Below are 21693 nucleotides of genomic sequence, written 5' to 3' on the forward strand. Positions count from 1 at the left end.
CTGACGCGTAACGCGCTCTTCACCCAGTTCGCTGCGAGGTGAGTATCAGTGATGCGGGCAGGCCTGTCTCGGGGTTTAACGGCTCGCGCACGGAAACCAGTCTCAAGCCGCCCGTATTGACCAGCGCGACCCAGCTTTCCAGGGTGCGGAAATACCAGGGTGCCGGGTCCGTGAAGGTCTTATCAAAGCCCAGCCATGAACCCTCGCGCCAGCCATCCTGATAGGCGGCATCGCCACAGGCCATCAGCGGATGCAGAGTCTGTATCACCAGATGCCGGCCAGGTCGAAGCAGCGTCTGAGCGGCAGTTACGACTGCACTGCCTGACTCCTTGCCAAGCAGCGAAAAGTTGCAGACCATCAGGTCTACCGTGAGCTCCAGGGCTCCGCTGGCCAGTTCATCATATGTCATGACCTCAAAGCGATGGGCAGAGTGACGTCGTGCTTCTGCTATCAGTTCGGGAATGGCATCAATGCCGGTAACGCTGCCAACCAGCGGGCTGAGCTGGCGTGTCAGCCAGCCTTCGCCGCAACCTGTGTCCAGTACCGACGTCGGCTTGCAGTCCAGCACCGCACTGATCACGGCATCATTTGTCACCAGGCGGCGACTGGCGATCGTCTGTGCTTGCACCGCACGAGCCCACGGCGTAGCATTTTTGCGCCAGGAGTCGATAATGCGGGTTTCGTGAGATTCCTTCATGCGTGGCACTATATCACCAAAAACAGCACCAAAAATAAGAGCAAAAAAGGAAACCAGTGATGACTCGACGCCACCTCATGACCACCCTGTCTGGCCTGTTGCTAACGCTGGTCGTCACATTGACGGCGGTGGTGCAGCCCCATGATGCACACTGGGTGACTGCCTGGACAATGAGTCCAAGCACCCTGCTGCCGTCACCAGATGCGGAAGATGCTTTTCATAACCAGACCCTCAGGCAGATTGTCAGGGTGACTGCTACGGGGGAGTCCATCCGCCTCCGTGTGTCGAATGTGCATGGCAATAAACCTCTGGCGATTGGTGCGATGACCGTCGCCCTGCACGCGGGCGATGGCGCGTTAAGGCCCGGAACCTTGCAAGAAGTGACCTTCTCGGGAAACTCCCATTTTAATGTGGCACGTGGTGCGGTGGCGATCAGTGACCTGGTTGGGCTTAACGTGAGCGATCTTGATGAGCTGGCGGTCAGCATCTATTTGCCGCAGGGCTCAGGCAATGCCACCACCCATCGCGTAGGCCTGCAGACCAACTACCTGCTTGCGGGTGATGCCACCACAGAACTGCAACTGCCCGATGGTGCAGAAACCTTTGAAGTCTGGCATTTCCTGAGAGCGATTGACGTGCTTGCCGATGAATCGGTCAGCACCATTGTCACCGTCGGCGATTCGATTACTGATGGGGTTGGTTCAACACTGGATGCCAATCTGCGCTGGCCGGATCAGTTTCTGGCCCGCCTGCGAGCCGATAGCGACATGCCGCAGTATGCAATTGCCAATGCCGGCATTAGCGGCAATCGAGTGTTGCATGAGCGCGCTGAAATATTCGGTGAAAACCTCCAGGCAAGATTTGAACGCGATGTGCTGGCGCTCAGTGGTGTCAGCCATATTGTCTTGCTGGAGGGCATCAACGACATCGGTATGTCAGTCAGTCTTGCCACGGATCAGGAAGTTACCCCGGAACAGATCATTGCCGGTTATCGTCAGATCATCGCGCGTGCCAAAGCGCGTGGCATAGTCATTATTGGCGCAACGCTGACGCCGTTTGCCGGAGCCGGGTATTACACGGAAGAGGGCGAGGCCAAACGCCAGCAGGTGAATGACTGGATTCGCAGCTCCGGCGCCTTTGACGCCGTAATTGATTTTGATCGGGCGATGGGAGACCCGCAGAATCCGGGTCGATTGCCCGCCAGCTTCACGTCGGACAACCTGCACCCCAATGATGCAGGGTACAAGGCGATGGCCGACAGCATCGATCTGGGCATTTTCAGGTAAAGGCTCGTTTGTGTTTACCCAGAGGGCACAGGTACCCAAAGGGCACTTGTACCCCCGGGCGTCACAGGGTAACTTGCAGATATTCCTAAAATAAAAGTCGGAGAATTGTCTATGCGCAACGCCTATCCAGGACTGACACTCTTGTTGGCCGTCGGGCTTGTTGCCTGTTCGGAGCCAACGGAGACAGTGATCTCAGGCAGCGAGGAAACAACTTCAGGTGCTGTCGATGCTCTGCAGGAGGCCACGCAGGAAGCGGCCTCAACTCCCCAGATGGCAGCGCAGGAAGCGTTGAATGTAGAGATTTCTCTGGGCAGTGCCGTCAAGCGATTGTGCTCATCAGTGCTGGTCGGTGGAAGAGCCATTGAACATGTGATGGCGCAGGAGCTGAGCAATGCTTCTGCCGCAGGTGTGGATTTTACTTTCTCGATTGATGGCGACCTGGTGACGGGTGCGGGTGCAGGACAGACTGTACAGGCACTGTACCGGGAACACCTGGGTTGCACGCTGGTTAAAAATACCTCTGTTGAAGTACTGCAGGCGCAATTCGACCCGGCACTTTATCCCGAAAAACCTGCCGCCTCGGACGCTGAATGGCCCCTCGGTGATAGCGTGGTGCTGCCCGCAGCGCTGCCCGGGGTGGATCTTGACGCCATCAATGCCGCCGTTGACCAGGCCTTTGAGGATATCGAGCCGAATCAGAACATCAATACTCGCGCCGTGCTGGTCATTCACGAAGGCAAAATAATCGCCGAGCAGTATGCCGAGCCGTTTAATGCACAGATGCCGCAACTGGGCTGGTCCATGACCAAGACTGTCACTGCAGCACTGAGCGGAATGCTGGTTGAAGAAGGTATTTTTGATGTTGATGCGCCCCCGGGCATTCCAGAATGGCAATCCGCAGATGACCCGCGCCGCCAGATCACGCTGGAGAATCTGCTGCAGATGTCCAGCGGTCTGGAGTACTCCGAAGTCTACACTGCCGGATCAATGTCTGACGTCATTCTGATGCTCTATACAACAGGTGATACGGCAGCTTATGCAGTCGATCAGCCACTTGCACAAGAGCCCGGTAGCACTTTTTATTATTCCAGCGGCACAACCAATATCATCGCACGTACACACCGCCAGGCCTTCGATGGCTTTCAGGAGTATTTCAACTTTCCCCAGGAGCGACTGTTCAGCAAACTGGGTATGCGCTCGGCGGTGATTGAACCCGATGCCAGTGGCACCTTTGTGGGTTCGTCCTACATGTACGCAACACCACGTGACTGGGCCAAGATAGGCCTGCTTTATCTGCAGGACGGGCGGTGGAATGGTGAGCAGATTCTCCCCGAAGGCTGGGTCGACTATAGCGTGACACCTTCAAGTTCAGCTGACCAGGGGCAGTACGGTATTCAGCTTTGGCTGAACGCAGGCGCGCCCGATGACCCGGCGGACCGACCCTTACCCAATCTGCCGGCCAATACCTATTATCTGTCCGGGTTTGAAGGACAGAATGTAGTCGTGGTCCCGGATCACGATCTGATTGTTGTGCGCATGGGGGTGACCACCAGCGGGCCCCGTCCCATCTGGCAGCTGACCGAGTCTGTGCTTGATGCAGTTTCTCAGGGGGCGCAATAATCTTGATCAGCTCGCTTCCCCGGGAGTTGCTTGCAAAACTTCCACCATTCCTTGTGTACTGGGCTGTCAGTCTTCTGGCATGCCTGGTGTTTCTGCCTTTTCTGTCCTGGGTCGTTTTCTCAGGTGATGACTCCCACCTGATGCGTGTAGCGCTGGACTACGGTGGGCTTCAGCCATACCTGCAGCCCGAAGTCTATCGGGAGCTGTCCGTGGCAAACTACACGCCCTTCCCGATGACAATTTATCGCTGGGTATCCCTGCTGTTTCCAATGCGGCCCTTGTTCTTCCTCGCCTTCATGGTGGCCTGTATGAGTCTGGTTATCGCATTGGCAGCTACGTTAGCGTCACGGCTCACACATAATGTTGAAGCTCAGTCTGATGGGCACAACACACAGGCAGGCTGGTTGACGATTCTGCTGATGACATCCTTGCAGTCACTGCCCACCCTGCTGAGTCGTTTCTACACCATGCACTACCTGATCGGGGGAATATTTGCGCTGCTGGCTCTGCTTGTTCTGATTAGAAAACCAGCGTCTGAAAAATCCGACTATCTTTCGTGGCTGGCGGTCTGTGGATTGCTGTTTCTTGCGCTGCTATCCAAAGAAGTCTATCTGATGCTGTTGCCCGTCATACTGCTGCTGGCCTGGCAGCGCAAGCAGTGGGTCCTGGCGGGCGGCGCATTGATGGTCACACTGATTTACTGGCTGTGGCGCGGGCACATGCTGGGCATGCAACTGGATGTTGGCGGAGAGGGCAGTTACTTTGCAGGCTTCTGGAATATCGGTGCGGGTGCCTGGCTGGAATTTATTGGTTTCTACCTCAGCAGTCGCTGGCTCATCCTGTTGGCATTGCTGATTGCTTTCATCAGCGATGCACGGCTGTCATTAAAGCTGGTGGCGCTGGCTTTGTTATTCGGACTGCCAGGTCTGGCGGTAACCCACGGCATCGCAGAATACCAACTGCACTCTGATCGAATTTTCTTTGCCATGGATGTTGCTCTCGGAATTGTCGCTGCGGTTGTCATCTGTCGTGACCATCGCGCGCGTGCGATGTTCAAAACTGAATATGCTGCTGCGGCATTTGTGTTTGTGTTTTTTATTCAGGTGCTGGCTGTTCGCGACTATCGTCAGGAAGTTGTGACGCAGACGGACTACAAAATCACCCGTTATCTGCTTGACCGCTTTGCGGCCGTGGCAGATCAGACTGCGCTGGTACCAATGAACTACATCCAGGGCGATCTGATGCGGGTCAGTGAGCGTCTTGGCCTGAACTGGGTCTCGTTGACACAAAACTGTCTGGACGCGCAGCAGATTCCCGGCGATCAGCTGCTGATTTTTAATGATGCAGGCGACCTGATGCCACGAGGGGAGCTGCAGGCACAGTGCCAGTCAGCGACAGGGCTCACCGTTGATGTAGAGACGGCGCCGCAATACGACAGCGGCCTGCTGAGTTGGCAGCTTTCTGCCGCGCCAGACGTTCAGACGGGGGTACTGTTTGTTGACCGTGCATTCGCTGTTCCACTGCCAGCCTTCAACAGTCAACTGGTCAAGCCCGCACCTGACGAGCGGTACCAGCTGTTCGCACGCCAGGGCAATCAATGGTGGTTCTCTGAGCCGCGCCTGATCGAAATCCGCTAAGAGGCGTGCAGTGAGTGAAGCTGAAAAAGCGTCCTGAAATAGCCGGGGTCCTTGATCAGCACATCTGACTGCGCCGGATGTGTGCGAGCGTATTGTTCCCTCGATACCCAAAAGCGCAATGCCGCCAGCTGCAAAACCTTTGGCCAGCAACGTGTTTCTATAGAGCTGAGCGGGCGTATGCGCGAATAGGCATCAAGCATCGACTGCACATGCAATGGCTGGAAAATCAGTTCGCCTGAATCGAGCGCTCTGGTGCACCAGTCGTTGGCGCAGATCGCCAGATCCATGATCATCCACCCGGTGGCTGCATTGTAGAAATCGATCACGCCCGTTATCTGATTATCGATCAACATTGCGTTGTCACGAAACAGGTCACCATGAATGACAGTCTCGGGCAGTGTAGGCGCGGAATTGTACCAATGCTGCAGCTCCGTCAGTACGGGCAGCAGCCAGGGCGTTTCGTTCTTCCAGTGGCTGACTGCCAGTTTGCCAGCCTGTTGCAGCACCCAGCGCGGTCCGCGGTCGTTATCGCGCTGCAGAGGACTTTGCGATGTCGCCTGATGCATGCGCGCCACCAGCTCGCCCAGTGCGGCGCATTGCAGCGGCGAAGGCTGCGAGGGGTGTTCGCCCGGCAGGCGTGGCTGCAATAGCGCCGGGCGATTTTTCAGGCGGTGCAGTGCGCTGCCATTGCGATCTGCTACCGAAAACGGTACGGGCAAACCGGCCGCCTGCAGGCAATCCAGTAGTTCGACAAAGAATGGGAGCTCGTTGACCGGGCCACGCTCTACAAGTGTCAGCACAAAATGGCTGATTTCGCCATCGTGCCCGCGGGTGTCAACAAAGTAGTTGGTGTTTTCACTGCCGCCCCTGATGCCCTTAAAGTGTGCCAGTTCGCCCACGTTAAACGGTTCAAGAAAGGAACGTATATCCTCTTCGCTCAGCGGCGTGAAAACTGACATTCAATCGCTCTACTCGTACTGCGCCTCTATGTCCATCAAGGCCTCGCGAATCGTCGCTGCCCAGATGTCATATCCTGTCTCATTCAGATGCAGATTGTCTTCCACAAAAATGTCAGTGCGCACGGTGCCGTCCGCTTTCAGGAAGGGAGTCGCCACATCCACAAAGTGTATGCGTGGGTCACTGGCAGCGAGAGCGCGATAGCGCTGATTCAGTTCCGAGGCAATCTGCCAGCTGTCGACCCGTGCCACACTGGGTTTGACAGACAACACGTAGATCCGGGTGTCCTCGCGCTGCGCATGAATGCGATCAATGATCGTCTCCAGTTGCTGCATGATCTGCTCATTGGGGATGTTGTTGCGGCCGGTGTCATTGTCGCCTTCGTAAATCAGCACGGCGCGGGGCTGGTACTTAAGCACCACGCGATCCAGGTAATGCACGACGTCGTTCATGACGCTGCCGCCGAAACCGCGCGGGATGACAGTCAGTGGCGCCAGGTCAGCTGGTGCATCCTCGTTCCAGTACATGATGGACGAGCTACCAGTCAGTACGATGGCATCCTCGGGAGGAGGGTTTTGCGCATCGGCTGCTTCAAAACGTTCGATGGCCGCTTCAAAGCGGGTCGGGTCTGGCAGTTCCTGTGCCCAGCCATTGCTGGCAAACAGCACGGCAAACGCCATCAGGGCGGACTTACAGGTTTTTGTCACTAGGGTTCCTGGCACGGGTGCATCCTCGCTTATTAGTTTTTTATGATTGTAGCGCGTCTGCCAGCTGCCGCCTATGCCGGGCCGCAAGCAGTCATGTGTCAATTCACAGATCATGAGCTGGCTGCCATTATCCATCTCCGTTATGATTGTTCGCTCGATCCTTATTCAAAGTAATAACGCTCAAAACTACAAGGAGCTCCCTGCTATGCCTCGTCTGCCCAAATTTGTGCTGATTGCGGTTTCCGTTCTGATGACCGCATTGACTTCCTCCCTCGCGACTGCCCAGAGCATCGACCTCGGCCGAGGAGAGCTGCCAGTCACTGTGCCCGAGGGCTACTCGTCAGACACTCCCGCGCCCCTGATCGTGCTGCTGCATGGCTACACATCCAGCGGCACCGTAGCCGACCGCTATATGGGGCTCAGCGCGATTGCTGATGACTACGGTTTCCTGCTGGTCGCACCTAATGGAACGCGTGAACCGGGTGGTGACCAGAACCCCTACTGGAACGCTTCAGATGCCTGCTGCAACTTCTTCAGTACGGACGTCGACGACAGCGGCTACCTTATGTCCGTCATCGAGCGCATGGAGTCAGAGTACAACGTCGATCCCAAGCGCATCTATCTGGTGGGCCACTCCAACGGTGGTTTCATGTCCTATCGCATGGCCTATGAGCACTCGGACAAGATCGCGGCCATCGTCAGCCTGGCGGGCGCCAATCATCTGGAACAGCGTCCGGCCCCCGAGCATGCGGTGAACATTCTGCAGATCCACGGCACCGCGGATCAGACCATTGCTTATCAGGGCGGTGAGATTCAGGGCAATCGCTATCCGAGCGCCATGGGTTCCGTGCAGCGCTGGGCCAGCTACAACGGCTGTATCACCCAGGGCCGCGCCCGCGAACAGCGAGATCTGGATGCCAGCCTGCCGGGTCATGAAACCGGGGTGATGACTTTTGATGTTGGTTGTCGTGCCGGCGGCGCAGTAGCGCTGTGGACGATTTCTGCCGGTACCCACGTGCCGAGCGTGTCAGATACTTATGGCGCGCAGCTGGTGGAATGGCTTTACGACCATCCCAAGCCCTGATGGTCGAAGCCCGGGGCGGTCATCACTGACGATGCAGCCGCCCCCGGGCGAGTGAAAATGCGATGCCGGGCAAACAGACCAGTCCGGCTATCGCAAAACACACATCGATAGCGCGCGACAACTGAGGGATGCTGTCCTCGTTAATGACGGTATTTCCCACGATCAGGCTCACCACCAGCGCTACCAGCACCATGCTGTTCAGCTGACCCACCATTCGCGTCGTGGCGACCGCCGCCGATGCGCTGCCATAGTGACGTCGTTCGACAGAACCCATAATGGCGTTCACATTGGGTGACGAGAACAGCGCAAAACCCCCACCAGTGAATAACAGGGCGATGACCACACGGGCCGTGCTGCTGTCCGGGTGCAGTGTGGCCAGAATGAACAGGCCGCAGGCAGTCAGCGCCATGCCGGCCGACGCCAGCCAGCGCGGTTCAATACGGTCCGAGAGACGGCCCATCATCGGTGATCCGATGGCCATGGTCAGCGGCTGCACCATCATGATCAGGCCAGCCTGACTGGCACTCATGCCTTTTACCGACTGCAGATACAGACTCATCAGCACCACGTTAGCGTAGGTGGCGCTGTACATGATTAATGCGGACGCGGCCGACAGCGTAAACGTGCGATTGGTGAAAAAAAGGTTCACGTCCCACAGTGGATGCGGTGAGCGGCGCGCATGTCGCAAAAACAGGGTGATGGTGACGGCACTTGCGGCCAGCAGGGCGACGCTGTCCCAGGCCGGCAGCCGGGAGATGGCCAGGCAGAACAGACCAATACTGGCGATCCAGCCCAGTGCTCCGGGCACATCAAAACGGGTGTCCGTCTCACCATGCCATTCGTCGTGTACAAAAAACAGGCCCAGTCCCAATACGGCCAGCACCAGCGGCAGATGAACCAGAAACGAAGCCCGCCAGCTGACATGGTCAACCACCAGACCACCCAGTAAGGGACCCACTGACAGCCCGATATAGATCGATGCGGTCACCAGGCCGATGTAGCGCCCTCTCTGATTGGCGGGGAATGCCGAGCTGACAATGGCCATTTGCGTTGCGTTCAGCGCCGCTGCGCTGACACCCTGCAGAAAGCGCGCCGCCAGCAGCAGTTCCCCGGTTGGCGCCAGTGATGTCAGTATCGAGGACGCAATGACAGCCGCCGTGCCGATCATGAAAATGCGCTTGCGACCCACGCGGTCGGAGAGGCGACCGAATATCAGTACAAACATCGTACTGGCCATCAGAAATGCCATCGGCACCCAGCTCATTGCGACAGCTGTCATGGTCAGATCTTCACCCATGGCCGGCAGAGCGACGTTGGCAGCCGATAACATCAATGGCACCGCAAAGGAGTTAAGAAGGACCATGGCCAGGATGGCGCGTGACTGGGGGTGCTGTGACAAAACGCGGATTCCCTGCTGTCGGGCGGATGGCGGCAAACTGCCAGCGCGTATCATAACACCTCTGCCAGTACAGTCGATTGCAGCGCGCCTCGCAGACAGCGTGTTATAGTCCTGGGCAAAGAAAAACGGAGTTATTATGGAAATCATTTCTCTCAAGGATCGCCCGGAACATTTGATGACGCTGGCAAAATGGCATCATGCCGAATGGTCCTACCTCAATCCGGAACGTTCTTTCGAAGCCCGTGTCGAAGAAATGCAGTGTGACTTGCGCGGTGATGTCATCCCGATCACATTCGTCGCGGAGCGCGACGGTGAGTTGTTGGGTTCCGCCTCCATGCTGGCCGAGGACATGAGCACGCACCCCGAGCTGACACCCTGGCTGGCCAGTGTTTTTGTGGCACCGGCACATCGCAAACAGGGTATCGGTAGCGTTCTGGTTAAACGAATAATGGATCATGCGCGCGACAACGGCGTGAAGAAACTGTATCTGTACACCCCTGACCAGGAGCAGTTGTATGCCGGGCTGGGCTGGCAGATACTCAGTCGCGAGCCATACAACGGTACGCCAGTAACCATCATGAGTGTGGAATTTAACTGAGCTGATATCGCGCCAGGTCAGCAGACACAGGCAGCTTGAGTGAAATGGACCCTCACAACATCGCCCCGCAGGCTACCGCATATGTGATTGAACAGGTTTATCGCCGCGAGCGACGGCGGGCAATGGCAACATTGATCCGCCTGCTCAATGGTGATTTTGATCTGGCAGAGGATGCCCTGCATGAAGCGTTTACTGCTGCGGTCGCACAGTGGCCTGCTGACGGAGTACCCGAAAACCCGCGTGCCTGGCTGGTGACGGCGGCAAAGTTCCGCGCCATCGACCAGATTCGCAAGCGGCGGCGGCATGACGATGCCAGCGACGAACTGGTAAGAATGCTTGATGTTGCTGATGATGAGCAGACAGACGACCTTTCTATTGAAGACGATCGGCTCAGACTCATCTTTACCTGTTGCCACCCGGCCCTGTCGCCTGAAGCGCGTGTGGCACTGACGCTGCGCGAAGTCTGCGGTCTGACGACTGAGCAGATCGCAGCGGCCTTTCTGATACCCACGCCCACACTGGCGCAACGCATTGTGCGGGCCAAGAACAAAATCCGCGACGCCCGCATCCCTTACGAAGTACCCCAGACCCGCGATCTGCCAGACCGGTTGGGCGCAGTGCTGCAGGTTATCTACCTGGTTTTCAACGAAGGATACCTGTCATCGCAAGAGGATCCCGATCAAAGTCGGGAAGCGCTTGCGGTCGAAGCGATTCGCCTGACCCAGTTACTGCAGGACCTCATTCCGTCCAGCGAGGTGACAGGTCTGCTGGCGCTGATGTTGTTGCATGAGGCCAGGCGCGCATCACGCTACAACGAATCAGGCGAACTGGTGCCACTGGACGAGCAGGACCGCAGCCGCTGGGATAAACACCAGATTGCTCAGGGTTGTATGCTGGTCCGCAAGGCACTAACGCAGGGGCCGGCTGGGCCTTATGCAGTGCAGGCAGCCATCGCTGCGCTGCACGCCGAGGCCCCAAGCTCTGAAGATACCGACTGGCATGAGATCGCGGGTCTGTACCGTGTACTGCTGGCGCTGCAACCGTCGCCTGTGGTTGCACTCAATCACGCTGTAGCTATCGCGATGCGTGACGGTGAGGCGGCCGGGCTGGCACGCATAGACCAGTTGTGCGCAGATGGAGCGCTGGACAGTTATCACCTTCTGCATGCCGCGCGGGCCGATTTACTGCGTCGTCTGGGTCGTCATGATGAAGCCCGGTTGTCCTATCAGTCAGCCATTGAGTTAACCAATGCCAGTGCAGAAAAACGATTTTTACAGCGCCGCCTCAATGAACTGGGCACTCCTGACAGTATTTTGAAATAAACACAGTGTTAACTGTCGAATCGGACAAAGCTGACACGACAGGCATATAAAGACACATCAAAAACACTCAAAACAGGAGCACGTGTTTATGTCATACATTGACGGGTTTGTTCTGGCCGTACCAAAGGCCAATCGCGAGAAATTTATTGCTCATGCCAGGACTGCTGATGAAATATTCATTGAGGCGGGGGCCATTCGCGTGCTGGAGTGCTGGCAGGACGACGTACCAAAAGGCAAAGTCACGGACTTTTACGGGGCTGTCAAAGCCAATGAAGATGAAGTGGTCTGTTTTGCCTTTATCGAATGGCCAGACAAGGATGCCCGCAATGCCGGCATGAAAAAAATCGAACAGATAATGCACACTGATCCTCGCATGGATCCTGAAAAGAACCCGATGCCATTTGACGGCAAGCGCATGATATTTGGTGGCTTCGAGACTGTCGTCAAACTCGGGAATGATTGAGATGTTCCGGGCTCGATTTATCAACTAAGGAAAGGAGCAGAAAATGCAGAACAAACACGGAGATTTTGTCTGGTATGAATTGCTGACACCTGATGCAAATGCCGCGCAGGCGTTCTACGGGCCGATGCTGGGCTGGGAGTTTGTTGACAGCCAGATGCCGGATATAAGCTATCACCTGGTGTCAGCCGCCGATGTAGATGGTAATGGTCGACATGAGGTGGCAGGCGTTATGACCCTGACTCCTGAAATGGTAGAAGGTGGCGCCCGTCCTGTTTGGCTGGGTTATATCGCTGTAGAAAATGTTGATGAAACAGTTGCCAGTATGCAGGCCAATGGCGGACAGTTATTGATGCCGGCTCAGGATATTCCCGGTGTGGGGCGCATGGCCATGGTGGGCGATCCCGATGGCGTGCCGTTTTACGTGATGACAGCTGCCAGCGACACACCCAGCTTCGCCTTTGCAGCAGACAAGCCGCGCCCCGGCCATTGCGCCTGGAATGAATTGTGTGCTGGAAATCAGGCGGGCGCCTGGGACTTTTACGGAAAGCACTTTGGCTGGAAGAAAGACGGCGAGATGGATATGGGCGACATGGGCACTTATGACTTCATCCGACATGGTGGCATGATTGGCGCCATCATGCAGAAATCACCTGACATGCCCATGCCGACCTGGAGCTACTACTTCCGTGTGGTTGATATTGATGTCGCAGTGAAACATGTGAAGGCGGCGGGCGGACAGTTGATGCATGGCCCCGAGGAAATCCCGGGTGGCGAATACGTGATTGTCGGTGCCGACCCACAGGGCGCCGTGTTCTGTCTGATAGGCGTGAGGAACGCGGCATGAAGTACCTTTGCCTGGTGTATTACGACGAAAACATCATGAATCAGATGTCGCAACAGGAATGGGATTCGCTTAATCAGGAATGCATTGCCTGTGTGGGATCATTGACGTCGAATGGCCATTTCCTGGATGGAGCGCCTCTGCAATCAGTGAATACCGCTACCACTGTCCGGGTTCGCAACGGCAAGGCGGCTTTGACAGACGGCCCTTTCGCCGAAACCAAGGAGCAGCTGGCCGGTTTTTACATGCTGGAGGCGCGCGACATGAATGAGGCCATCAGGCTGGCGGAAAAAATCCCGCCGGCCCGCTATGGCAGCATTGAAGTCCGCCCTGTACGTGAGCTCAGAGAGGCGGAGAATACCCGCTAGTCACTGGCTTGGCTGGCCTGCAAACTAGGGTTATAGTGCCTCAGCTACCAAACTGACTTGCTGCAGGTAACTGAAAGATGACGCAACACTCGGTATTTACCCGGATGCGGCTGGCCGTCCCGCTGGCCGCGACACTTCTGTTGATGGCGTGCGGCAATGAAGAACCACCGGCACCAGTCGAGGTCCGCGCCCCCATCCAGGCGATTTCGCAAATACCCTTGCAGGACATGGTGGCCTGCGCCGAAGACGCGGCACCGCTGGTCAACAATACCGGCACCTTCAGTCGCTCCATCAACACCGGCATGGAGCTGGCGCAGGCTTATTTTGACCAGGGGCTACGGCTTACCTACGGATATTATTTCCCTGAAGCGATCGCCTCTTTTAATGCGGCACTATGCCTCGATCCCAATAACGCCATGATTCACTGGGGCAGGGCACTGGCCATGGGGCCCAACCCCAACAGCCGCTATGCAGGCGTTACTGACGATCCGGCCGGCGCTGGCAAGGCCGCCATCGATCGTGCCATGGCCATGGCTGACACGCTGCCACCGCCAGAGCGCGGGCTGGTGGAGGCTTTGGCGGTCCTGTTTGATTCAGAGACTTACCCAGATGCCATGGCGCGTACCAACGCATTTGTAGAGGCGGCTGAAGCCAACTACCAGACTCACAGCGATGATCTGGAAGCTGCCTTTCTGGTGCCGCACGGCATCATGATGACAACGCCCTGGACCTATTTCTCAGCAGAAGACGGCAGTGCCTTGCCCGGTGTCGCCCGCGCTCGCGATGTCATCGAGCAGGGCATGGCACAGAATCCCCGGCACCCGGGGCTGACGCATCTGCATATCCACCTTCTGGAGGCTTCATTTGAGCCGGAGGCAGCGGAAGCCTCTGCCGATCGGCTGGAATCCCTGACGCCCATGATCGGGCACATGGTGCACATGCCCGGCCATATTTATATGCGGCTGGGTCGTTACAATGACGCTATTGCTACCAACCAGCGCTCGCTCGAGGCAGATGAATTCCTCCAGCAGGCCTGGGGCAATCGAAGCCTGCCGCGCAATGGCACCTATTTTCTGTCAGCAACCAATCACGGCGGCCATGCGCGCATGTTCATTCACTGGGCAGGCCTGCTGCAGGGGAGTTTTGAGCGTGCTACCAGCGTTTCTGCGCCAATGGCGGCAATGGTTGATATAGAGGCGCTCAATCGCGGTTCAGGCTTGAGAGCACCGGTAGCGCACTGGATGACACTCAAAGCCTTCGGTCGCTACGACGATTTGCTGGCGCTACAGAATCCGGCTCCCGAGCAACCCTATCTGGCCGGCATGCTGCACTGGGTGCAGGGTTCCGCACATGCTGCTAACGGTGATCTTGCTCAGGCGCAGCAAGCATTGACGGCCCTGCAATCGATCAGACAGTCAGCTGCAGGGCTGGATACCATGCGTGCCAGCGTCAACACAGCAGAAGATCTGCTGGCTATCGCCGAACACATGCTGGCAGGCGAAATTGCCAACGCACAGGAAGACTATGCGGTTGCTGTGGGTCATTTTGAGCAGGCTGTTGCTCTGCAGGATGCGCTGCGATACATGGAACCACCAGACTGGTTGCAGTCGACCCGCTTGTTCCTGGGACAGGCGCTGATCAACGCAGGCCAACCTGAACAGGCCGTTTCCGTATTCGAACGTGATTTGTTAATGTTGAATGAAAACGGCTGGGCGCTCCATGGGCTTGCACAGGCTCTGGATATGGTCGGGCGCAGTGACGAAGCAGAGGCCGCGCGTGAAAGGCAGGCGCGGGCATGGGCAGACGCAGATGTGATGTTAAATGCGGCTCACTTTTGAAATACAAAACGTATTCTTATGAGAGTACACCGATGAGTAATGCAATTGAAAAACTGGCGGAACAGGTTTCTGATGCCAGTAACCTTGAAGAGCTGACACAGCCCATTCTGGATGTGCTGCAACGTGTTACCCACCTGGAAAGCACCTACGTGACAACCATCCACGAGCAGGAGGGTGTGCAGCGCATTCTCTATTCGCGTAACAGTGGTGAATTGCAGATCCCGGAAGGCCTGGAAGTGCCATGGAGTGACACGCTGTGCCGGCGCGCACTTGATGAGAAACGTTTTCTGACAACTGATGTGCCAAGCGTCTGGGGTGACTCTGAAGCAGCTGCCGCGCTTGGACTGAAAACCTACCTCAGCAATCCCATCTACACCGATGAAGGTGAGCTGTTCGGCACCTTATGTGGCGCCAGTGCCAACACTGTTGAAGTGAGTGACGCTGCCCTGGAAGTGCTGGCGCTTTTCTCGCGCATGATTGGACACCAGGCAAGTCGTGAGCAGTTGGCGCGTGAAGCGACGGCCCGCGCGCACGCCGCGGAAACGCGCGCCAGTGATATGCAGTTTGTGGCTGAAATTGGCGCCTTGTGCCTGTCGGGGGAAGAGCCTGATCAGGTACTTAAGGCAGTCAGTCAGAGCTTCAAGTCGCGTCAGGCATGGCAGTACGCGGCGCCATTCCTGTTGCCAGAAGTCAGTCCCATCTCCCTTGATCAAACCGTCAATGGTATCGACGCATCACATCTGACAACACCGGAAATGCTGGCCACCGAAGATGACCCGATGCTGCCGCTGCTGATAGAAATGTTAAACATGGCTCGTTACAGCGAAGGTTATGCGCCCACATTTTTAAGCCCACAACACAGCTCGCCAGAACTGCGTGCAGAAGCCGAACGCAGTGGTATTGGGAGTGAGTGTGAACTGTTCGTATTGACACTGGCACATGGCACTGACCTGATGGGGGGCGTGCTACTTATCAGTCAGCCCGGCGGTCTGGACGCTACCGAAAAAACCATGGTGCAGAGCTGCTGGCAGACACTGACTCTTTTCGCTGAACGGGAAGTTGAGCATGAGATGCTGGAAGTGGCCAATGCACAATTGACCCTGCACGCGCGGCATGATCCGCTGACTGGCCTGCCCAACCGTCGCTACCTGGTTGAGGAAATGCGACGTATGTTGTCTCATGCACAGCGTGCTGGCGAAGTGGTCTATGTGGCATTTATTGATCTGGATGGTTTCAAGAAAATCAATGACCAGCATGGCCATGATGTCGGTGACGATTTTCTGGAGGCGATGGCACACTGTCTAAAAAAAGCCGCTCGCACCGGCGACCTGACTGCTCGCTATGGCGGGGATGAATTTGTCATGGTGGCGGTTAACGATGAGCCGGCTACTGAACAGGCACGACAGGCAATTGCAGTTCGCATCGAACAGGCCATGAGTGGCGTGCTGAAGTTGCCAAGCTTGACGCTTGATTACCCGGGCCCCAGCGTGGGTGTTGTCGCGTGGCAGGGCGACACAGTTCCCGACGCCGACGAACTGATCGCCAGGGCCGACAAGGCAATGTACGTTGTTAAACAGGCGCGTCGCGCCGAGCGTGCCTGATACGTAAGCTTTTAATACGGGCATTTAGTGTGTGGAGGTCTATGCAAGCATTCAAACGCCGCACCCTGGCGCCCACCAGCTTGTTCGCGACCCTGATGTTGGTAATCAGCGGCTGTGCCTACCAGCCGCCGCCTGAATTGGTCGGACAGGATCTGCTGCGCAGCTATTTTCAGCCTGGTGTCTATGCAGGTATCGAGCAGACCCGCATCAGTCGCGACTGCGTCGCCTTTCATCCCATCAATATGAACGATGAACGACACCCCATTGTGGTCTGGGGCAACGGCACTTATGCCAGTCCTGCCTCCTATCGCCTGATGCTGGAGCACTGGGCGAGCTGGGGGTTTGTAGTTGTTGCAGCGATGACGCCCAATGCCGGCAGCGGCCGTGAAATGCTTGAATGTCTCGACGATATCCGCAATGAATATTCGCGCCGCGAGAGTGTTTTCTTTGGCAAAGTGGACACCACACGAGTCGCAGCAGCAGGCCATTCGCAGGGCGGCGGCGGTGCTCTGATGATGGGTCGTGATCTGCGTGTGGATACTGTCATTGCCATCCAGCCCTACACGCGTGGTCCGCGTTTTGTTCCCCAGGTCATCAGCGATCTCAAGGGGCCATTGCTGCTGTTGTCCGGTGCCGAAGATGTCACCGCTGCACCGGATATCCATCAACAGCCCGTTTTTGAGCAGTCGCCGGTCGATACAACATGGCTGAACCTGCGCGGCGCCACACACCTGGCACCCATGCAGACCGGCGGCAGCTATCTGGGGCCGATGACGGCCTGGCTACGCTGGATCCTCTGGGATGACCCGGTGCCGGCGCCGCTTTTTGAAGGTGACAACTGTGTCCTGTGTCAGCAGGATAACTGGACTGTCGAACGAAAATAGTCAGCCAGGCTTAGAGCCAGTGGAACATGCCGGCCGATTTACCCAGCACCTCGATTGAAGCGTTAGAGTCACTGGCACGACCAGCCATCGCGACACAGACATGCAAGGGCAGCAGGTGCTCCTCACGCGGGTGGCAGAACCTGGCATAAGGTGCCTGCTCCCACTCGATCAGCTTCTTCCTGCGTTCGCTCTCGCTCAGTTCCTCAGTGCTGCATAGTCTTGTCAGCCACTGTTCAAATGCGATGTTCATTTCTCTGGCTGACCTGTCATCCGGCGCCCGGAATGCCGTCATGTTGTGAAACGAAAAGCCTGAACCAATCACCAGCAGCCTGTCGACCTCCAGTGACCGCAGTGCCTCGCCGATACGCCAGTGCAAAGCTGCATCCAGGGTATTGACCAGCGACAATTGCACGCAGGGTATATTGGCCTGTGGGTACATCAGCTTTAGTGGCACAAACACGCCATGGTCCAGCCCTCGCTCGCCATCCATGTGTGCGTCGATGCCTGCCTCCTGCAATGCCTGTGTGACCTGCTGCGCCAGTTCGGGCGAACCGGGGCAGGGGTAGGCAATTTCGTAGGACTCGCGTGGAAACCCGTAATAGTCGTAGATCAGTTCAGGTTGCAGGGCGGAGGTTACTGTTGGCGAGTCTTGCTCCCAGTGTGCGCTGATGACCAGAATCGCGTCTGGCTGGTTAAGCTTGCCCGGCAATGCCTGCAGGTAGTCCACCAGCTCCCTGTGTCCAGGGTCGCCCAGCAGTGGCAGTGGGCCACCTCCGTGCGACAAAAATACAATCTGTTTTTCCATGGGTTTCTCTCCCGCTCAGATCTGAACCTTGTGACTGGTTGAGCAGACAATGGCGTCTACCCGGCCACTGCCACCCTCTTGCGTTATACAAGTTAGTGGCAGAGTGGCGATGGTCTTCATCTCACACCAGCCTGTTCAGCAGCGCACGGTCCAGGCTCAATGTACCTGCACCCTGAATCGCAAGTGCCAGCGTGGCTGCGAGCAGTGTCAGCGCATATTCATAACCGTTGTTGGACATAAAAAGACCGTTGCCAATGTGTGCGCTGAACATCGCTACCGCCATCGTGAATGCCGAAACCACGGCAGCGGGGCGTGTCAGCAGGCCCAGCAACAGAGCGAGCCCGCCGAAAAACTCGGCACTGCCGGCCAGCAGCGCCATCAGATAACCGGGCTCCAGCCCCAGGCTGCTCATGAACTGGCCGGTTCCCTCCAGGCCATAGCCACCAAACCAGCCAAACAGTTTTTGTGCACCGTGGGCCAACAGGATAATACCAACCGGTACTCGCAGCACCAGTGCCGCCAGACCGGCGTTGCTGTTCAGTGTTCGTTGAATCAGTGCGTTGTTCATGTCATGCCTCCATATCAGTCACTAATGTCGCCTGCCCGATGCAGGCGCGATGTTTATGATGTTTACTTTACTGTGAACAGATGTGGAGATTAAGATGGCATATATTGCCAAACTATCAACGCTGTGTTGATAATAAGATGGAAGGTCACAGAACTTGGACAAAATCGATACCATGCGGGCGTTTGTGTCCGTTGCCCGGCACAGTAGTTTCAGTCAGGCGGCTGATCGACTGCAGCTATCGCCACAGCTGGTCAGTAAATACGTATCCCGGCTGGAAGAAACCCTTGGCGTGCGCCTGCTAAACCGCAGTACACGGCGGGTCAGCCTTACAGAGGCTGGCCGCGTCTATCTGCTGCGCGCCGAAGAGTTGCTGGAAAGTTTTGATGATATTCAGTACCAGCTCGGCGACCTGCAGACTTCGGCCCGTGGTGAATTGCGCATCAGCGCCCCGGTATCTTTTGCCAGCCGGCACATGGGGCGATTGATTGCCAGCTTTCAGGCAGCCCACCCAGGGGTAACGGTAGACCTGCAACTGAATGACCGCAAAGTGGATATTGTTGATGAAGGGTTTGACGTCGCGATCCGCATTGGCCGGCTCAAAAGCTCCTCGCTTATTGCCAGATACCTGGCGCCGGTGCAGCTGGTGTTTTGTGCATCACCCGACTATTTGAAGGAGCATGGTCAGCCGGAGACACCGGTTCAATTGCAGACCCACCGCTGTCTGGGCTACAGCTATATGGAGCAACCACCGGATATATGGCCGGACGCCGGCAACGTTATCAGGTCCAACAATGGTGACCTGCTTGTGCAGTGCGCGATTGAGGGAGCCGGCATTGCACTGCAACCCACCTTTATCGCTGGCGATGCGCTGGCCGCTGGGCAACTGGTATCGATTCTGGATGAATTCAAACCGGAACCGTTTGGACTGTATGCGGTATACGCGCACCGCACCCTGCTGGCCAGCAAGGTGCGCACCTTTGTAGATTTTATGGGTGGTTACTTTGGCGAGATACCTTATTGGGATCGTTACTGATAACTGCTTCTGTAGCTGCCAGGCAGCCTCAGACCGGGCAACTCATCACACGGTTAACGCCTTGATATCCAACAGTGGATAACGTGCTATCGCTGCTTCATGACAGAACCTGAACACCTGACGCGACAAATTGATATTCCACAATCGGCTCGGTGACCGTCGCGGGATCGCCGCCAGCGTCTTCAATCAGGTGTTTACTGTCCTCCAGGCTCAGCTCAGTTTTTTCCATCATTCCTTCGACACGCACCTGCTTGCCCCGGATAGAAAACGGTACAAAAAAGCCGTAGTCCTTAAAGGTCACCCGGACGTCGCCAGCATCGCTGGAAAAGCCCAGCCAGCAGCCTTTGGCCTGGCAGACCGAGGTTACCTCAGCCTCCAGCAGCATGACATCCTGACTGCCAGCGTCGACAGCAGCGATTGCGTCAGGGACGGATTTAGCGGGACCGCTACCGACAGCGGCGCCGTATTGCTCCGCATGCGAGAAGTTCGAGCAAAGGAGTAACAGACTTGCAATAACGACCAGATTTTTCATGACAGCCTCCAGAATGTCCGGATTATAAATTGCCATTCTATGGCGATGTTGTAAACAATTATCATTAGCGGCCAATACACCGACGACACTCACGCAATCACCCAGGTGCAAGCAGTCACGTGGCGCTTTGCGCATGCAGCAAGTTTGATATAGTGCGACGACAGCACCCATCGGAAACCTTGTCCCATGATTCTTGCCGACTATCAACTGGCACTTAATCTGACCGCCGCCCTGGCCATCGGTCTGCTGGTAGGGCTGGAGCGCGGCTGGCGCAACCGTAACGACGAGGAAGGCAGCCGTGTCGCCGGTTTGCGCACATTTTCAATCATCGGCCTGTTGGGTGGCGTGTCGGCGCTGATGGCCGATCTATGGGGGCCGGTGATTGTTGTCATTGTGTTTCTGGCAGTTGCCTTGCTGGTCGCTGCTTCGCACGTGATGGAAGTCAGAGTCAACCAGGACAGGGGCACCACCACCGCCTTTGCGATGCTGTTGACCTTCATGCTTGCAGCCTGGGCCGCCTCAGGCCAACCAGTTACTGCACTGGCGGTAGCAACGGTACTTGTCGCCATTCTGGCCTACAAACGTGTGTTGCACGGCTGGCTGCGGAACGTCACCGAGCAGGAAATATCCTCAAGTATTACCTTGCTGTTGATCTCCGTGGTGATGCTGCCACTGCTGCCCAACCAGGGCTATGGGCCCTGGGAGGCGCTGAACCCCTACTGGATCTGGTGGATGGTCGTTCTGATCTGCGGTCTGTCCTTCGTTGGTTACATTGCGGTCAAACTGACTGGCGCACATATGGGTGTCCTGATCACGGCACTGGCCGGGGCACTGGCGTCATCCACAGCCGTTACCGTGACGCTGGCCAATTTTTGTCGACAGGCAACTCGCAAGCAACTGTATATCGCCGGCATTCTGCTCGCGGGTAGCGTCATGTTTGTGCGGGTGCTGATCGAAGTGTTTGTAGTGAACGTAGCGCTGCTGCCGCTGGTGGCTCTGCCACTGGGTCTGATGGCTTCCGGCATGGTCATCACGGCGGGCATCTTCTGGCGCAACCACAAGCAGGCGCCCGCAGATATGTCAGAAAAATTTAACCCGCCGAATCCACTGCAGCTGATAACCGCGATCAAGTTTGGCCTGTTGCTTGCTGTGATACTGCTGCTGTCGCGCGCTCTGGTGGACTGGTTCGGTGACAGTGGCATTTATCTGCTGGCGCTGGTGTCCGGGCTGATGGACGTGGATGCGATTACCCTGTCTCTTTCGCGGATGGCGCAGGAGGATATTGCGCCTGAGGTGGCGGCCACAGGCATACTGATCGCTGCAGTCACGAACACACTGGTGAAAGGCGCCATCTTTGCGTTTATTGTCGGATTCAAACAGAATCTCTGGCTGATCGGTGTGCTGCTGATGGCTCTGGCTCCGGGCCTGCTGGTGGGGTTATTGCTTTAGCTGG

Annotated in this window: 21 protein-coding genes; 14 read left to right on the forward strand and 7 right to left on the reverse strand. The window is 56.7% G+C overall.

All coding sequences use genetic code 11. The annotated features are described in order from the left end of the window. Nucleotides 1–19: 19 nt before the first annotated feature. The gene (locus tag LVD14_RS03750; RefSeq protein ID WP_237132689.1) at nt 20–697 is read right to left on the reverse strand and encodes a class I SAM-dependent methyltransferase; all 678 of its coding nucleotides are present in this window, start codon (nt 695–697) and stop codon (nt 20–22) included. Between the two features lie 59 nt (nt 698–756). On the opposite strand from LVD14_RS03750, the gene LVD14_RS03755 reads away from it, so the two are divergent. From LVD14_RS03755 to LVD14_RS03765, 3 genes are all read left to right on the forward strand, one after another. Then, complete coding sequence (locus LVD14_RS03755) at nt 757–1983, forward strand: SGNH/GDSL hydrolase family protein (RefSeq protein ID WP_237132690.1); 1227 nt, start codon at nt 757–759, stop codon at nt 1981–1983. Between the two features lie 111 nt (nt 1984–2094). Next, on the forward strand, nt 2095–3603 hold the full coding sequence (locus LVD14_RS03760) for a serine hydrolase domain-containing protein (RefSeq protein WP_237132691.1): 1509 nt from the start codon (nt 2095–2097) through the stop codon (nt 3601–3603). Between the two features lie 2 nt (nt 3604–3605). Then, the gene (locus LVD14_RS03765) at nt 3606–5240 is read left to right on the forward strand and encodes a hypothetical protein (protein WP_237132692.1); all 1635 of its coding nucleotides are present in this window, start codon (nt 3606–3608) and stop codon (nt 5238–5240) included. Here the strand turns inward: LVD14_RS03765 and LVD14_RS03770 are convergent. After that, nucleotides 5237–6199 carry a homoserine kinase gene (locus LVD14_RS03770; protein ID WP_237132693.1) on the reverse strand — a complete coding sequence of 321 codons (963 nt, stop codon included), beginning with the start codon at nt 6197–6199 and terminating at the stop codon, nt 5237–5239. The genes LVD14_RS03765 and LVD14_RS03770 overlap by 4 nt on opposite strands. A 9-nt stretch (nt 6200–6208) precedes the next feature. Next, on the reverse strand, nt 6209–6904 hold the full coding sequence (locus LVD14_RS03775; RefSeq protein ID WP_237132694.1) for a GDSL-type esterase/lipase family protein: 696 nt from the start codon (nt 6902–6904) through the stop codon (nt 6209–6211). Nucleotides 6905–7109: 205 nt separating this feature from the next. Here LVD14_RS03775 and LVD14_RS03780 point away from each other — a divergent pair, with 205 nt between their 5' ends. After that, nucleotides 7110–7988, forward strand: a complete 879-nt coding sequence (locus tag LVD14_RS03780; protein WP_237132695.1) for an alpha/beta hydrolase family esterase — start codon at nt 7110–7112, stop codon at nt 7986–7988. Nucleotides 7989–8010: 22 nt separating this feature from the next. On the opposite strand, the gene LVD14_RS03785 is transcribed toward LVD14_RS03780, so the two are convergent. Beyond that, nucleotides 8011–9387, reverse strand: coding sequence for an MFS transporter (locus LVD14_RS03785; protein ID WP_237132696.1), 1377 nt, complete (start codon nt 9385–9387; stop codon nt 8011–8013). Between the two features lie 136 nt (nt 9388–9523). Here LVD14_RS03785 and LVD14_RS03790 point away from each other — a divergent pair, with 136 nt between their 5' ends. The 8 genes from LVD14_RS03790 (at nt 9524) to LVD14_RS03825 (ending at nt 17302) form a co-directional block, all read left to right on the forward strand. Next, on the forward strand, nt 9524–9985 hold the full coding sequence (locus LVD14_RS03790; RefSeq protein ID WP_237132697.1) for a GNAT family N-acetyltransferase: 462 nt from the start codon (nt 9524–9526) through the stop codon (nt 9983–9985). A 44-nt stretch (nt 9986–10029) separates the two neighbouring features. Further along, a complete protein-coding gene (locus LVD14_RS03795) occupies nt 10030–11307 on the forward strand; it encodes an RNA polymerase sigma factor (RefSeq protein ID WP_237132698.1) in 1278 nt (425 codons plus the stop codon). Between the two features lie 88 nt (nt 11308–11395). Continuing rightward, nucleotides 11396–11770, forward strand: coding sequence for a DUF1428 domain-containing protein (locus LVD14_RS03800; protein WP_237132699.1), 375 nt, complete (start codon nt 11396–11398; stop codon nt 11768–11770). Nucleotides 11771–11813: 43 nt separating this feature from the next. After that, nucleotides 11814–12614 carry a VOC family protein gene (locus tag LVD14_RS03805; RefSeq protein WP_237132700.1) on the forward strand — a complete coding sequence of 267 codons (801 nt, stop codon included), beginning with the start codon at nt 11814–11816 and terminating at the stop codon, nt 12612–12614. Next, nucleotides 12611–12979: a YciI family protein gene (locus tag LVD14_RS03810; protein WP_237132701.1), complete on the forward strand. Its 369-nt coding sequence runs from the start codon at nt 12611–12613 to the stop codon at nt 12977–12979. The genes LVD14_RS03805 and LVD14_RS03810 overlap by 4 nt, the downstream gene beginning before the upstream one ends. Before the next feature lie 77 nt (nt 12980–13056). Beyond that, entirely contained in the window at nt 13057–14817 is a 1761-nt protein-coding gene (locus LVD14_RS03815; protein ID WP_237132702.1) for a hypothetical protein, read from the forward strand. 32 nt (nt 14818–14849) lie between these two features. Then, nucleotides 14850–16418 carry a sensor domain-containing diguanylate cyclase gene (locus LVD14_RS03820; RefSeq protein ID WP_237132703.1) on the forward strand — a complete coding sequence of 523 codons (1569 nt, stop codon included), beginning with the start codon at nt 14850–14852 and terminating at the stop codon, nt 16416–16418. Nucleotides 16419–16459: 41 nt separating this feature from the next. Continuing rightward, entirely contained in the window at nt 16460–17302 is an 843-nt protein-coding gene (locus LVD14_RS03825; RefSeq protein ID WP_237132704.1) for an alpha/beta hydrolase family protein, read from the forward strand. A gap of 10 nt (nt 17303–17312) precedes the next feature. Here the strand turns inward: LVD14_RS03825 and LVD14_RS03830 are convergent, their stop codons facing one another. Then, on the reverse strand, nt 17313–18107 hold the full coding sequence (locus LVD14_RS03830; RefSeq protein WP_237132705.1) for a DODA-type extradiol aromatic ring-opening family dioxygenase: 795 nt from the start codon (nt 18105–18107) through the stop codon (nt 17313–17315). 121 nt (nt 18108–18228) lie between these two features. Beyond that, complete coding sequence (locus tag LVD14_RS03835; protein ID WP_237132706.1) at nt 18229–18675, reverse strand: DoxX family protein; 447 nt, start codon at nt 18673–18675, stop codon at nt 18229–18231. A gap of 154 nt (nt 18676–18829) precedes the next feature. On the opposite strand from LVD14_RS03835, the gene LVD14_RS03840 reads away from it, so the two are divergent. After that, the gene (locus tag LVD14_RS03840) at nt 18830–19708 is read left to right on the forward strand and encodes a LysR family transcriptional regulator (protein WP_237132707.1); all 879 of its coding nucleotides are present in this window, start codon (nt 18830–18832) and stop codon (nt 19706–19708) included. A gap of 97 nt (nt 19709–19805) precedes the next feature. Here LVD14_RS03840 and LVD14_RS03845 read toward each other — a convergent pair whose 3' ends face one another. Then, nucleotides 19806–20240: a DUF4920 domain-containing protein gene (locus LVD14_RS03845; protein WP_237132708.1), complete on the reverse strand. Its 435-nt coding sequence runs from the start codon at nt 20238–20240 to the stop codon at nt 19806–19808. A gap of 186 nt (nt 20241–20426) precedes the next feature. Here LVD14_RS03845 and LVD14_RS03850 point away from each other — a divergent pair, with 186 nt between their 5' ends. Continuing rightward, nucleotides 20427–21689, forward strand: a complete 1263-nt coding sequence (locus LVD14_RS03850) for an MgtC/SapB family protein (protein ID WP_237132709.1) — start codon at nt 20427–20429, stop codon at nt 21687–21689. The last annotated feature ends 4 nt before the right edge of the window (nt 21690–21693 follow it).

The organism is Pseudohongiella sp. O18 (assembly GCF_021729085.1).
Taxonomy (GTDB): Bacteria; Pseudomonadota; Gammaproteobacteria; order Pseudomonadales; family Pseudohongiellaceae; genus Pseudohongiella.